General features: G+C 70.2%; 14 protein-coding genes. 12 read left to right on the top strand and 2 right to left on the bottom strand.

Annotation, left to right across the window (positions count from 1 at the left end; genetic code table 11):
• The first annotated feature begins 8 nt into the window (after positions 1–8).
• The 9 genes from pyrF (at position 9) to BLV94_RS09685 (ending at position 8,793) form a co-directional block, all read left to right on the top strand.
• On the top strand, positions 9–818 hold the full coding sequence (pyrF, locus tag BLV94_RS09725; protein WP_072942136.1) for an orotidine-5'-phosphate decarboxylase: 810 nt from the start codon (positions 9–11) through the stop codon (positions 816–818).
• Positions 819–944: 126 nt separating this feature from the next.
• Positions 945–1,265 (top strand): integration host factor, actinobacterial type, encoded by a 321-nt coding sequence (gene mihF, locus BLV94_RS09720; RefSeq protein ID WP_072942134.1) that lies wholly within the window; start codon positions 945–947, stop codon positions 1,263–1,265.
• A gap of 8 nt (positions 1,266–1,273) precedes the next feature.
• A complete protein-coding gene (gmk, locus tag BLV94_RS09715; protein WP_072942132.1) occupies positions 1,274–1,897 on the top strand; it encodes a guanylate kinase in 624 nt (207 codons plus the stop codon).
• Positions 1,898–1,938: 41 nt separating this feature from the next.
• Positions 1,939–2,244 (top strand): DNA-directed RNA polymerase subunit omega, encoded by a 306-nt coding sequence (gene rpoZ / locus BLV94_RS09710; protein WP_009480427.1) that lies wholly within the window; start codon positions 1,939–1,941, stop codon positions 2,242–2,244.
• 14 nt (positions 2,245–2,258) lie between these two features.
• On the top strand, positions 2,259–3,560 hold the full coding sequence (gene coaBC / locus BLV94_RS09705) for a bifunctional phosphopantothenoylcysteine decarboxylase/phosphopantothenate--cysteine ligase CoaBC (protein WP_072942130.1): 1,302 nt from the start codon (positions 2,259–2,261) through the stop codon (positions 3,558–3,560).
• A gap of 133 nt (positions 3,561–3,693) precedes the next feature.
• A complete protein-coding gene (gene metK / locus BLV94_RS09700; RefSeq protein ID WP_072942128.1) occupies positions 3,694–4,908 on the top strand; it encodes a methionine adenosyltransferase in 1,215 nt (404 codons plus the stop codon).
• A 46-nt stretch (positions 4,909–4,954) separates the two neighbouring features.
• Positions 4,955–6,973, top strand: a complete 2,019-nt coding sequence (locus BLV94_RS09695; protein ID WP_174705491.1) for a primosomal protein N' — start codon at positions 4,955–4,957, stop codon at positions 6,971–6,973.
• An 87-nt stretch (positions 6,974–7,060) separates the two neighbouring features.
• The gene (locus BLV94_RS09690; protein WP_072942126.1) at positions 7,061–7,717 is read left to right on the top strand and encodes a PadR family transcriptional regulator; all 657 of its coding nucleotides are present in this window, start codon (positions 7,061–7,063) and stop codon (positions 7,715–7,717) included.
• A 98-nt stretch (positions 7,718–7,815) separates the two neighbouring features.
• Positions 7,816–8,793, top strand: a complete 978-nt coding sequence (locus tag BLV94_RS09685) for an esterase/lipase family protein (RefSeq protein ID WP_072942450.1) — start codon at positions 7,816–7,818, stop codon at positions 8,791–8,793.
• A gap of 62 nt (positions 8,794–8,855) precedes the next feature.
• Here the strand turns inward: BLV94_RS09685 and BLV94_RS09680 are convergent, their stop codons facing one another.
• Positions 8,856–9,062 (bottom strand): hypothetical protein, encoded by a 207-nt coding sequence (locus BLV94_RS09680; protein WP_072942124.1) that lies wholly within the window; start codon positions 9,060–9,062, stop codon positions 8,856–8,858.
• 238 nt (positions 9,063–9,300) lie between these two features.
• On the opposite strand from BLV94_RS09680, the gene fmt reads away from it, so the two are divergent.
• From fmt to BLV94_RS09665, 3 genes are all read left to right on the top strand, one after another.
• The gene (fmt, locus tag BLV94_RS09675; RefSeq protein WP_072942448.1) at positions 9,301–10,224 is read left to right on the top strand and encodes a methionyl-tRNA formyltransferase; all 924 of its coding nucleotides are present in this window, start codon (positions 9,301–9,303) and stop codon (positions 10,222–10,224) included.
• Positions 10,221–11,648 (top strand): RsmB/NOP family class I SAM-dependent RNA methyltransferase, encoded by a 1,428-nt coding sequence (locus BLV94_RS09670; protein WP_072942449.1) that lies wholly within the window; start codon positions 10,221–10,223, stop codon positions 11,646–11,648. The genes fmt and BLV94_RS09670 overlap by 4 nt, the downstream gene beginning before the upstream one ends.
• 130 nt (positions 11,649–11,778) lie before the next feature.
• Positions 11,779–12,636 (top strand): mycofactocin-coupled SDR family oxidoreductase, encoded by an 858-nt coding sequence (locus BLV94_RS09665; RefSeq protein ID WP_072942123.1) that lies wholly within the window; start codon positions 11,779–11,781, stop codon positions 12,634–12,636.
• 45 nt (positions 12,637–12,681) lie between these two features.
• Here BLV94_RS09665 and BLV94_RS09660 read toward each other — a convergent pair whose 3' ends face one another.
• On the bottom strand, positions 12,682–13,020 hold the full coding sequence (locus tag BLV94_RS09660) for an MmcQ/YjbR family DNA-binding protein (protein WP_072942122.1): 339 nt from the start codon (positions 13,018–13,020) through the stop codon (positions 12,682–12,684).
• Positions 13,021–13,028 lie beyond the last annotated feature (8 nt).

Here is a 13,028-nt window from a genome sequence, read left to right as displayed (position 1 = left end):
ACTCCTGGGTGCATCGGCTGACGTCGGCGGTCGAGCACCGGGGGCGGTTGTGTGTCGGCATCGACCCGCATCCCGGGCTGCTCGAGGCGTGGGGCCTTCCCGTCTCCGCCGAGGGGCTGGAGACGTTCGCGGAGATCTGCGTGGAGGCCTTCGTCGGTGAGGTGGCCGTCGTGAAGCCTCAGGTGGCGTTCTTCGAAGCGTACGGCTCCGCCGGGTACGCGGTGCTCGAACGCACCATTTCGGTCCTCAGAGAGGCAGGGACGCTCGTCGTCGCCGACGCCAAGCGTGGGGACATCGGGTCGACGATGGCGGCGTACGCGCAGTCCTGGCTGGGCGCGGAGTCCCCTCTGTCGTCCGATGCCGTGACGGTGTCGCCGTACCTGGGATTCGGTGCCCTGGATCCGGCGCTGTCGCTGGCGGCGGAGCAGGGCCGCGGGCTCTTCGTGCTGGCGCGGACGTCCAATCCCGAGGGCGGCGATCTGCAGGCGGCAGGGACGGCCGCAGGGGTGTCCGTGGCCCAGTCCGTGGTGGACGCGGCAGTCCGGCACAACGACGCGCAACCGGGTCTCGTGGGTCTGGTGGTGGGCGCGACACGCGGACACGGCCTGGATTTGTCGAATTTTTCCGGGCCGATTCTCGCGCCCGGTCTCGGCACCCAGGGGGCGACTCCCGGTGATCTCGCCGACATTTTTCCCGATTCCCGTAAACTGTTGTTGCCGAACAGTTCTCGTGGTGTTCTTCGGGCGGGACCGTCGGCGGCGGCACTGCGTGAGGCGGCCGTGAAGGTGCGTGACGAGATCGAGTCCGCACTCTCATAGCCCACCTGAATCCGGCTCTGACCTCGGGGGGTGGGTTCGCAATCGGCGCCTGGCGTGAGTACGGTCGCTATCGCTGCTGGTTATCCAGTGGTTTGGACTATTTGCCAACGACGAGACGGAGGAACCGTGGCCCTTCCCCAGTTGACTGATGAGCAGCGCGCTGCTGCTTTGGAGAAGGCAGCTGCTGCCCGCAAGGCCAGGGCTGAGCTCAAGGAGCGCCTGAAGCGTGGTGGCACCGACCTCAAGCAGGTTCTCAAGGACGCCGAGGACGACGAGATCCTGGGCAAGATGAAGGTGTCGGCACTGCTCGAGGCGCTGCCCAAGGTGGGCAAGGTCAAGGCGCAGGAGATCATGACCGAGCTGGAGATCGCTCCGACCCGTCGCCTCCGTGGCCTCGGCGATCGGCAGCGGAAGGCCCTGCTCGCGAAGTTCGACTTCGAGGCCTGAGCACGACAGTGGTAGCTGACGCACAAGTGTCAGAGAGCAAGACCGCAGTGCGGAGGGGTCGGCTGGTAGTACTGGCCGGCCCCTCGGCCGTCGGTAAGTCCAGCGTGGTGCGACTCCTGCGTGAGCGGATGCCGGAGCTCGTCTTCAGCGTGTCCGCGACGACGCGTGATCCACGCCCGGGCGAGGTGGACGGCAAGGACTACCGGTTCACCTCTCGTGGCGACTTCCAGCGGATGATCGATTCCGGTGAGCTGCTCGAATGGGCCGAGATCCACGGCGGACTCCAACTGTCGGGAACCCCGGCCGCACCCGTCCGCGCGGCGATCGAACAGGGCAGACCGGTGCTGGTCGAGGTCGATCTCGCCGGTGCGCGGGCCGTCCGTGCCGCGATGCCGGAGGCGCTGCTCGTCTTCATGGCGCCCCCGAGCTGGGACGTGCTGGTCGAGAGATTGACCGGCCGGGGCACCGAATCCGCGGAGGTCGTGGAGCGGCGTCTCGCGACCGCCCGGGTCGAGCTGGAGGCGCAGGACGAGTTCGACGTGGTCGTCGTGAACGAGGATGTCAGCCGAACGTGCGACGAGTTGGTATCCTTGTTGGTTGGACGACCGGAACAGTCCGAGTCGACCCACTAGATCTCACATCAACTAGCCAGAACAATTTCAGGAGATACCGAGTGAGCAGCACCCCCGCAGCAGCGTCCGCAACACCCAGCCACGGCGCCCTGCCGGCTTACGACACCCCGCTCGGCATCACCAACCCTCCGATCGACGAGCTTCTCGCTCGCACGTCGTCGAAGTACGCGCTGGTGATCTACGCGGCCAAGCGTGCGCGTCAGATCAACGACTACTACAACCAGCTCGGCGACGGCATCCTCGAGTACGTCGGCCCCCTCGTGGAGCCGGGCCTGCAGGAGAAGCCGCTGTCGATCGCGCTGCGTGAGATCCACTCCGATCTTCTCGAGCACACCGAAGGCGAGTGAGCGGAGGACCTGCAGTGCCTGACCAGGCAGCGGGCCCGGACTCCGGGCGCGTGACGGATTCACCGGAACCGGGGCCCTCGGGGGCGCGCAAGCGGATCGTCGTCGGTGTCGGCGGCGGCATCGCCGCGTACAAGAGCTGCGCCGTCATCCGCGCCTTCACCCAGGCCGGACACCACGTGCGGGTCATCCCGACGGAGTCCGCGCTCGAGTTCGTCGGCAAGGCGACGTTCGAGGCGCTGTCGGGCAACCCCGTGCACACGGGTGTGTTCACCGACGTTCCGCAGGTCCCGCATGTGCGTCTCGGGCAGGAAGCGGACCTCGTCGTCATCGCGCCCGCCACCGCCGACCTCATGGCGCGGGCCGTGGCGGGACGCGCGGACGACCTGCTCACCGCGACGCTGCTCACCGCGCGATGTCCCGTCGTGTTCGCACCGGCGATGCACACGGAGATGTGGGAGCACCCGGCCACCGTCGCCAACGTCGCCACGCTGCGCGACCGCGGCGTGACCGTCATCGAACCCGCATCCGGCCGCCTCACCGGCAAGGACACCGGCGCAGGCAGGCTGCCCGAACCCGACGAGATCGTCGGATTGGCGTCCTTGCTGGTCGAGCGTCCCGACGCGCTGCCCCGTGACCTCGAGGGCCGGCGGGTCCTCGTGTCCGCGGGCGGCACCCGGGAACCGCTCGACCCGGTGCGGTTCCTCGGGAACCGCAGTTCGGGCAAGCAGGGGTACGCCATCGCGCGGCTCGCCGTGCAGCGCGGGGCCGAGGTCACCCTCGTCTCCGGGTACACCGCCGGCCTCGCCGACCCGGCCGCCGTCGACATGATGCACGTGCGCACCGCGGAAGACATGCGGGTCGCCGTCGCCAAGCACGCGCCCGGGTTCGACGCGGTGATCATGGCCGCGGCCGTCGCCGACTTCCGGCCGACGACGACGGTGGCGAGCAAGATCAAGAAGGGCGCGGGTGAGCCCGACTCGATCGCACTCACCAAGAACGAGGACATCCTCGCCGGCCTGGTGCAGTCCCGGAGGGACGGCGAGATCCCGGCGAAGACCGTGATCGTCGGATTCGCGGCCGAGACCGGCGACGCCGACGGCGACGTCCTCACGTATGCACGGGCCAAGCTCGCCCGGAAGGGCTGCGACCTCCTCGTCGTCAACGCGGTCGGTGAGGGCAAGGCGTTCGAGGTCGACCACAACGACGGCTGGCTGCTCGGAGCCGACGGCTCCGAGTCCGCGCTCGAGCACGGATCGAAGGCGTTGATGGCGAGTCGGGTGCTCGACGCCGTCGGCCAGCTTTGCCGGACACTCTGACGGAATATCCGGCAGAGTTTCGGTGATTCGAAGGGTGGTCACTCCCGCCGGGGTGGCGCTAGGGTCGTTCGTTGTATTACGCAGCTAAGCTGTTTTCACGTGCTGTTCAGGACAACTGTCGAGAGGGAATTCTGTGAGCCAGTCCGGTAGTCGGCTATTCACCAGTGAGTCTGTGACCGAGGGGCACCCGGACAAGATTTGTGATGCGATCAGCGACTCCATCCTCGACGCGCTCCTCACCGACGACCCGCGTGCCCGCGTCGCCGTCGAGACGCTGGTGACCACCGGACAGGTCCACGTCGCCGGTGAGGTGACGACCACCGCCTACGCCGACATCCCCAAGATCGTGCGCGACACCGTGCTCGAGATCGGGTACGACTCCTCGGCCAAGGGCTTCGACGGCAACTCCTGCGGCGTCAATGTGGCGATCGGGGCGCAGTCCCCGGAGATCGCCCAGGGCGTCGACCACTCGCACGAGGTTCGCACCGGCGAACTGAGTGACGACGAGATCGACCGTCAGGGCGCGGGCGACCAGGGACTGATGTTCGGGTTCGCCACCACCGACACCCCGGAACTGATGCCGCTGCCGATCGCGCTGGCGCACCGGCTGTCGCGTCGACTCACCGAGGTCCGCAAGTCGGGGGTCCTGCCGTACCTGCGTCCGGACGGCAAGACCCAGGTCACCATCGAATACGACGGTGACAAGGCGGTGCGCCTCGACACCGTGGTCATCTCGACGCAGCACGCCGCCGACATCGACCTCGACAACCTGCTCACCCCGGATTTGCGGGAGAAGGTGCTCGGTTCGGTTCTCGCGGAGATCGACATGCCCGAACTCGACGTCTCGGACATCCGCCTGCTCGTCAACCCGACCGGCAAGTTCGTGCTCGGCGGCCCGATGGGCGACGCCGGGTTGACCGGCCGCAAGATCATCGTCGACACCTACGGCGGCATGGCCCGCCACGGCGGCGGCGCGTTCTCCGGCAAGGACCCGTCGAAGGTCGACCGGTCGGCGGCCTACGCCATGCGCTGGGTGGCCAAGAACGCGGTCGCGGCGGGTCTCGCGGACCGGATCGAGGTCCAGGTGGCGTACGCGATCGGCAAGGCGGCGCCCGTCGGCCTGTTCGTCGAGACGTTCGGAACCGAGAAGACGGATCCGGTTCGGATCCAGCAGGCCATCACCGAGACGTTCGATCTGCGTCCGGGCGCCATCATCCGCGACCTCGACCTGCTGCGCCCGATCTACGCGCAGACCGCGGCGTACGGTCACTTCGGTCGCACCGACATCGACCTCCCGTGGGAGAGCATCGACCGGGCGGAGAAGCTGCGGGCAGCCGCAGGCCTCTGATCGGTAGTCACGGCGCGGCGGGCGCCGCTGCGGTAGGGGCCGCCGCGTGAGCGCGGACAAGGTCGCGGCGGAAGTCGACCCGGTTGCCCGGGTGCTGCCGCTGCTTCCGCTCGCGCACCTCGACCGCGAGTTCGACTACCTCGTGCCGAAGGACCTCGACGAGCAGGCGCAGCCCGGGGTCCGGGTCCGCATCCGGTTCGCCGGGCGCCTCGTCGACGGATTCGTCGTGGCCCGCACCGCGACGAGCGACCATCAGGGCCGGTTCGGCTGGCTCGAACGGGTGATCTCACCGGAGCGGGTACTGACCGAGGAGATCACCCGGGTCGTCGACCTCGTCGCCGGCCGCTACGCCGGAACCCGTGCCGACGTCCTGCGGCTCGCGATTCCGCCGAGGCACGCGCGGGTGGAGTCCGAGGCCGCGTCCGAACCGCCCGAGGCGTCCGGCACCGCGATCGCCACCGACGCGTGGGACCGGTACGTCCACGGCGCCGCTTTCCTGACGGCGCTGTCCGAGGGGCGCGCCCCCCGCGCGGTGTGGCAGGCACTCCCCGGCGAGGACTGGCCGGCGCGTCTCGCCGAACTGTCCGGGCTCGTCGCCGCCACCGGGGCGAGCACCGTCGTCGTGGTCCCCGACCAGCGCGACCTCGACCGGGTGGTCGCTGCCGTGGAGACGCTGCTGGGCAAGGACGCCGTCGTCGGACTCGCCGCAGGTCTCGGGCCCGCCCTGCGCTACCGGCGTTGGCTGGCGGCGCTCCGCGGAACCGCCAGGGTCGTCGTCGGGACCCGGAGTTCGGTGTTCGCGCCGACGCCGCGCACCGGACTGATCGTGGTGTGGGACGACGGGGACGACAACCATTCCGAACCGCGCGCACCGTACCCGCACGCCCGCGAGGTGGCGCTGCTCCGCGCGTACGCCAGTGGGTGTGCGGTGGTGCTGGCCGGGCACGCGCGCACCGCGGAGGCCCAGGCCCTGGTCGACTCGGGCTGGGCGCACGACCTCGTGGCCTCCCGGGACTCCGTGCGGGCGGCCGCCCCGAAGATCACCGCACTCGCGGACAGCGACCACGCCCTGGCCCGCGACCCCGGAGCGCGGGCCGCCCGGTTGCCCGCCATCGCCTTCGCCGCCGCCCGGGAGGCTCTCGGCGCCGGCCGGGGAGTGCTGGTCCAGGTCCCCCGGCGCGGCTACGTCCCCAGCCTCGCGTGCGGCAAGTGCCGGGCGCCCGCGCGGTGCCGGCGATGCAACGGACCGCTCACGTTGCCGTCCGCGGCCGGTCCGGACGGGGCGGGAACACCCGCGTGCCGGTGGTGCGGCGTCGCCGACGCCGCACATCGCTGCCACGCGTGCGGAGCGCGGGCGCTGCGGGCCGTCGTGGTCGGCGCGGGACGCACCGCCGAGGAACTCGGTCGTGCCTTCCCCGGGGTCGCCGTGCGGATGTCCGGAGGGTCGGACGTCGTCGACGAAGTGAAGCAGGGCCCGACCCTCGTGGTGTCGACGGTCGGGGCGGAACCGGTGATGCCGGGCGGTTACGGCGCGGCATTGCTGCTCGACGGCTGGGCGCTCCTGGGCCGCCCCGATCTGCGTGCCGCCGAGGAGACGATGCGGCGGTGGATGACGGCGTCGTCGCTCGTGCGCTCGTTCGCCGACGGCGGTCAGGTGGTCGTGGTCGCCGATTCGGGCATTCCGACGGTGCAGGCGCTGGTCCGCTGGGATCCGGTCGGTCACGCGCGTGCGCAGTACGAGGAGCGGGCCGAGGTCGGATTTCCGCCCGCTATCCATCTCGCGGCGATCGACGGCAGCGCGAAGGCGATCGCCGACCTCCTGGACCTCGCCGATCTGCCTGCGAACGCCGAATTGCTCGGCCCGGTCGAGCTGCCTGCCGGGGAGCGGCTGCCGTTCTCCGGTGACGCGCCGGAGCCGGCGGAGGTGGAGCGCATGCTGATCCGGGTGCCCCGCGGGGAGGGGAAACCGCTGGCCAAGGCGCTGGGCGAGGCGCAGTCGGTGCGCAGTGCGCGGAAGGATTCGCAGCCCGCGCGGGTACAGATCGACCCCATTCGCATCGGGTAGTTGACCGCCGTCACAGAAAAGGGGCCTTGTCGCGTCGCAATTGACGATATATCGTTGATGCATCAGCGATACAGAAGGAGGCTGATGATGGAAGACTTCCATTTCGAACACAGAGGTTCCCGACGGGAACGATTCGGACGCGAACGGATGGCACGGCCCGACGGGCCGCACCGTCACGGACACCGCCGAGGCGGCTTCGGCCCCGAGGGCGGTCCGGGCTTCGGGCCCGGAATGCACTTCGGCCGCGGACGCGGGCGGGGTGGCAGGGGACGGCGCGGCGATGTCCGCTCCGCGATCCTGCTGCTGCTCACCGAGCAGCCGATGCACGGCTACGAGCTGATCCAGCAGATCGTCGAACGCAGCGACGGGGTGTGGAAGCCCAGTCCCGGTTCGATCTATCCTGCGCTGTCGCAGCTCGAGGACGAAGGTCTGGTGCTCATCGAAAAGGTGGCGGGCCGCAAGACCGCGCGCCTCACGGACGAGGGCAAGGCCTTCGTCGAGGCGAACAAGACCGAACTCGGCACCCCGTGGGACGACGTGCGGGAGAGCGTCGGCAGGCCGGCCGAGGACTTGCGGGGCCTGATCGGGCTGCTGATGGGCGCTGCGGGGCAGGTCGCCGCGGTCGGTGACGACGAACAGGTCCGGCGGGCAGGCGAGATTCTCACCGAAGCGCGGCGTTCGTTGTATCGCCTTCTCGCAGAAGACGATCAGAGCGAAGCCGGCAAGGATGCCACCGACTCGTAGGGCGCCGCACCCCGCCGCGGACCCGCCGGCTCGACGCGACAGCGCGTGCACATTCTGGGAAGGTTCACAGCAATGTCTCAGTGAAGTCGGGAGAGATCATGAGGTTTCGGGGTGCCGGTGCGGTCGTCGCGGGTGTCGTCCTGCTGATGTCCGGCGCAGTGTCCACCGCCCACGCGGACGACGCCTCCCCGCCCTCACTCGTCGTGCCCGCCGGCGCCGGGCTTCCCCAGACCGGTCGTAGTGCCGCCGCTGCGTACGCGCACGACCACCCGGGCAGCGCACCCGCCGGATCGAACGACTTCACGTGTACGCCCTCCGCGGACCACCCCGAGCCGGTCGTGCTCGCACACGGCACCGACGCCAGCGCGTACGCGGACTGGGCCGCCCTGTCGCCGATCCTCGCCGCGGACGGATACTGCGTCTTCGCCCTCAACTACGGCGGCGCGCCGGGCGCCGATTCGTTCGGGACCGAGGACATCGTCGCGAGCGCGGGTGAGTTCGGCCGGTTCGTCGACCGGGTCCGCGATGCGACCGGCGCCGACAAGGTCGACGTCGTCGGTTATTCGCAGGGCGCGAACGTCACGAGGTACTACGTCAACAAACTCGGCGGTGTTCCGTTCGTCGACCACTGGGTCGGACTGGCGTCGCCCAGCTATGGGGGAGTGATGTACGGCCTCGTTCCGGTCGTGCAGGCGCTGCCCGGTGGCCCGGACTTCGCCCGCACGGTGACGTCGGTCGCCGTCAGCCAGCAGATGCAGGGCTCGCCGTTCATGAACGCCCTCAACGCGGGCGGCGACACCGTGCCCGGCGTCTCGTACACGACGATCGGGTCGCGGTACGACGAGATGATCCAGCCGTACACGAACATGGCGCTCCGCGGCGCCGGGGCGGTCAACATCCTGATCCAGGATCGATGCCCCGAGGACGGCACCGGGCACTTCCGGGCACCCTACGATCCGTTCGCGCTCGACCTGGTCCGTGCGGCACTCGATCCGGATGCGGTTGCGCTCGCTCGCTGCGAGTTCGTGCCGATCGGTGCGGGTATCCCGGAGGTCGTCGTCGACGGCAACCGCTAGCCCTCAGGGACAGAGGCGGGGAGCCGTGCAGTGCACGGCTCCCCGCCTCTCGTGTGTGGCTGCTACTCCGCCAGTTTCGCGACGGCCTGCGCCCACAGGAAGTACTTGTTGGTGCCGAGGTCCTTCACGGTCTTGATGTTGAAGGCGGCCGCCAGGTGTTCGGCGTCGGAATCGCTCACGCCCTGCAGGGCGGCGACGGGGGCGCCTGCCAATTCTTCGATCGGTTTCGTCTCGTACGCCTTGTCGAACTTGCTCTCGATTCCTGCCATCGTTACCTCCAGAGGTTCGAAAACGGGACACCGGCCCGACCGTTCGCGCCGGCCTCAGAACAGTCAATACCCGTCCGCCGTCGCTGTGGGCGGTTCCGCGGAATCGCTTCGCCGAGTGTCATGGCCCGTGTGCGACTCCCTAGACTGGTCGGCACATCGTCGATCCAAGGGGAGCTTTCTTCGTGAGTACCGTTTCGGCCCGCGCAGCGGTCCACCGTCCGTCGTGTGGGTCGCCGGCGTGCGCATAGTCTTCGCCGGAACTCCCGAGCCCGCCGTTCCCTCACTCGAGCGACTGATCCGTTCGCCGCGCCACGACGTCGTGGCGGTGATCACGCGTCCCGACGCGGTCGCCGGACGTGGACGTAAGGTGGTCCGCTCACCGATCGGCGCGCTCGCCGACTCTCACGGCATCGAGGTGCTCACTCCGGAGCGGCCCACGGAACCGGAGTTCCTGGCGCGCCTCACGGACCTCGCACCCGACTGCGCGCCCGTCGTCGCCTACGGGGCGCTGCTGCCGCAGAAGGTGCTCGACATCCCGGCCCACGGCTGGGTGAACCTGCACTTCTCGCTGTTGCCGGCGTGGCGCGGGGCCGCCCCCGTGCAGGCCGCGATCGGCGCGGGCGACGACATGACGGGTGCGAGCGCGTTCCGGTTGGAGGCGGGGATGGACACCGGCCCGGTCTACGGGGTGGTCACCGAGCGGATCCGCGACACCGACACCGCGGGCGACCTCCTCGGACGCCTCGCCGACAGCGGCGCCGTGCTCCTGGAGTCGGTCCTCGACGGGATCGAGGACGGCGCGATCACCGCGGTCCCGCAACCGGCCGAGGGGGTCTCGCACGCCGCCAAGGTGACGGTCGAGGCGGCTCGGATCCGGTGGGACAGAACGGCTGCGGTGGTGGACCGGCACGTCCGGTCGGTGACCCCCGCGCCCGGCGCCTGGACGACGATCGGTGATCTGCGCGTCAAGGTCGGCCCGGTCACCGTGACGGACGAGCGACTGGAGCCGGGGGAGATCTCCGTGACCAAGTCCGGATTTCTGATCGGGACGTCCACGGTGGCGGTGCGGCTCGACCGCGTCCAGCCGCAGGGCAAGAAACAGATGGCCGCCCTGGACTGGGCGCGAGGCGCACGACTCGACGCGGAGGTATGGGCACAGTGAGCGAATCCAGAAGGCCCGCACGTCGCGGCCAGTCCGGCTCGGGGGGCCGCAACAACCGCCCCCGTCAGGCGCGCCGCCCCGACGCGTCCCAGTCCGGACTCGACCAGCCACGGCTCGCCGCGAGGGACGTGCTGCGCGCCGTCCGGGAACGCGACGCCTACGCCAACCTCGTCCTGCCCGGGCTGTTGCGTGAGCGGCGCCTGGACGGACGCGACGCCGCCCTCGCCACGGAACTGGCCTACGGCGCCGCCCGTGCCCGAGGGCTCCTCGACGCCGTGATCGCTGACTGCGCGGGCAGGCCGATCGCCGAGATCGACGGACCGCTCCTCGACGTTCTCCAATTGGGCGCCTACCAGCTGCTGCGCACCCGCGTCGCCCCGCACGCCGCCGTCGCCACCTCCGTCGACCTGGTCCGTGCGGAGGCCGGTCCGGGGAAGGCGGGGTTCGTCAACGCCGTGCTGCGCCGGGTGTCGGAGCGGTCGGAGGCGGAGTGGGTGGAGCGTCTCGCCCCGGCCGACCCGGTGGGCCGGCTGGCGTTCGAGCACGCGCACCCCACGTGGATCGCGCAGGTGTTCGCGGACGCGCTCGGCGCCGACGCCGGGGAACTCGAGGACGTGCTCGTCGCCGACGACGCGCGGCCCGCGGTGCATCTCGTCGCCCGCCCGGGGGAGATCTCGTCGGAGGAACTCGCGCTCGCCACCGGCGGCGAGGTGGGCCGGTACTCGCCGTATGCCGTCTACCTGGACGGCGGCGACCCGGGTCTGCTCGACGCGGTCCGCGAGGGACTCGCCGGAGTGCAGGACGAGGGCAGCCAGCTCGTCGCCCGGGCACTGTCGCTGGCGCCGCTGGACGGCCCGGACACCGGCCGGTGGCTCGACCTGTGCGCGGGCCCCGGCGGCAAGGCCGCCCTGCTCGGCGCGCTCGCCGGGATCGAGGGCGGGCGTCTCGACGCCGTGGAGCCCGTGGCGCACCGCGCGGACCTGATCCGCAAGACGACGAAGGAACTTCCGGTCGACGTGCACGTCGCCGACGGCCGCGATCCCGGGCTGGAGGGCGGGTTCGACCGCATCCTGGTCGACGCGCCGTGCACCGGACTGGGTGCGCTGCGCCGACGTCCGGAGGCGCGGTGGCGCCGGCAGCCGTCGGACGTGGCGGGGCTCGCGAAACTGCAGCGGGAACTCCTCGCGTCGGCCGCCGAGCTGGTTCGCCCGGGTGGCGTGATCCTGTACGCGACATGTTCGCCGCACCTGTCCGAGACGGTGGCCGTGGTCGCGGACGCGGTGCGGCGCCACGGGCTCACGGCGCTCGACACGCGTGAGCTCGTTCCCGGGGTGCCGGGTCTGGGGGACGGTCCGAGCGTCCAGCTCTGGCCGCACCGGCAGGGGACCGACGCGATGTTCATGGCCGCGTTGCGCAAGCCCTAGGCGGTCGCCTTCCCGCTGCCCGGTCCTCCGCCCGACACTCGGTAGAACCTGTTTCACTTTTTACTGTGAAACGTGTTCTAATTCTTCTCGCGACAGAGACGTACGTCACGAAGCGAGTGGAGGACTTCAGATGAATCGGGTAGCGGGGAAGGTCGTTCTGATCACCGGAGCGGCGCGGGGCCAGGGTCGTAGTCATGCGGTGCATCTCGCCGACGAGTGCGCCGACATCATCGCCTTCGACCTCTGCGAGGACATCGCATCCAACGGGTACCCGCTGGCCACCGAGGCCGACCTCGCGGAGACGGGACGGCTCGTCGAGAAGGCGGGGCGCCGCGTCGTCACCGCCAAGGTGGACGTGCGCGACCGGGCGGCGCTGCGCCGCGAACTCGACGCCGCGGTCGCGACGCTGGGACGGCTCGACGTCGTGGTCGCCAACGCGGGAATCGCGCCCCTCGGGAACGACGTGCCCGTCGAGGGTTTCGTCGATGCGTTCGACGTCGACTTCGTCGGTGTGATCAACACGATTCACTCGGCCCTCCCGCACCTGGACGCCGGCGCGTCGATCATCGCGACGGGGTCGGTGGCCGGGCTGGTCCCGCAGACCGGCCTGAACGGCCAGCAGGCCCTGCAGGGGCCGGGAGGCGACGGCTACGGCCTCGCCAAGAAGATGCTGTGGACGTACACCAACTCGCTCGCGCTCACCCTGGGCCCGAAGTCCATCCGCGTCAATGCGATCCACCCCACCAACTGCAACACGGACATGCTGCAGAGCCCCCCGATGTTCCGCACGTTCCGCCCCGACCTCGAAAACCCGACCGCCGAGGACGCGAAGGTCACGTTCCCGTTCATGCAGGCGATGCCCACCCCGTGGGTCGAACCCGAGGACATCTCGCACGCGGTGGTGTTCCTGTCGTCCGACGAGTCCCGGTTCGTCACCGGTCAGCAACTCCGGGTCGATGCGGGGGCGGGCCTCAAGCTCGGCGTCTGACGCCGATCCGATGAGGGTCCGGGCCGGTGTGCGGGCGCCGACCCGTCAGATCTGGTCGAACTGCTTGCGCAGCTTCGCCGGGGCCTTGATCCGCCAGGCGTCCCGGAGCAACTCGGTCAGCTGCGGGACGTCGATGTTCTCGAGGTCCACGAGGATCGAACCGTGGCCGTCGTAGTGCGCGGTGGTGTAGAACGGCGCGCCCTCGGCGAGCAGGGCCGCCTTCTCGTCGAGGTCGCACATCACCACCAGGCCGCCGTCCGACTCGGCCCGCAACCGGGCGAGCAACTTGCCCGCCACCTTCAGTGCCGGGGTGTTGTACGAGGTGCTCTCCTGCACCTCCGGCAGAGACGCACCGATCGCCACGACGTCCGTCCAGGTCGGCATGCGCCCAG

It is taken from the genome of Rhodococcus koreensis, assembly GCF_900105905.1.
GTDB lineage: Bacteria > Actinomycetota > Actinomycetes > Mycobacteriales > Mycobacteriaceae > Rhodococcus_F > Rhodococcus_F koreensis.
The sequence above is the reverse complement of the archived record's forward strand: the minus strand, read 5'-3'. Positions and strand labels throughout refer to the sequence as shown.

What these genes read in the sequence shown, in the direction of transcription:
- BLV94_RS09690 (WP_072942126.1), top strand. Translation starts at nt 7,061, where the DNA reads ATGGAAGACTTCCATTTCGAACACAGAGGTTCCCGACGGGAACGATTC.
- BLV94_RS09685 (WP_072942450.1), top strand. Translation starts at nt 7,816, where the DNA reads ATGAGGTTTCGGGGTGCCGGTGCGGTCGTCGCGGGTGTCGTCCTGCTG.
- BLV94_RS09680 (WP_072942124.1), bottom strand. Translation starts at nt 9,062, where the DNA reads ATGGCAGGAATCGAGAGCAAGTTCGACAAGGCGTACGAGACGAAACCG.
- BLV94_RS09665 (WP_072942123.1), top strand. Translation starts at nt 11,779, where the DNA reads ATGAATCGGGTAGCGGGGAAGGTCGTTCTGATCACCGGAGCGGCGCGG.
- BLV94_RS09660 (WP_072942122.1), bottom strand. Translation starts at nt 13,020, where the DNA reads ATGCCGACCTGGACGGACGTCGTGGCGATCGGTGCGTCTCTGCCGGAG.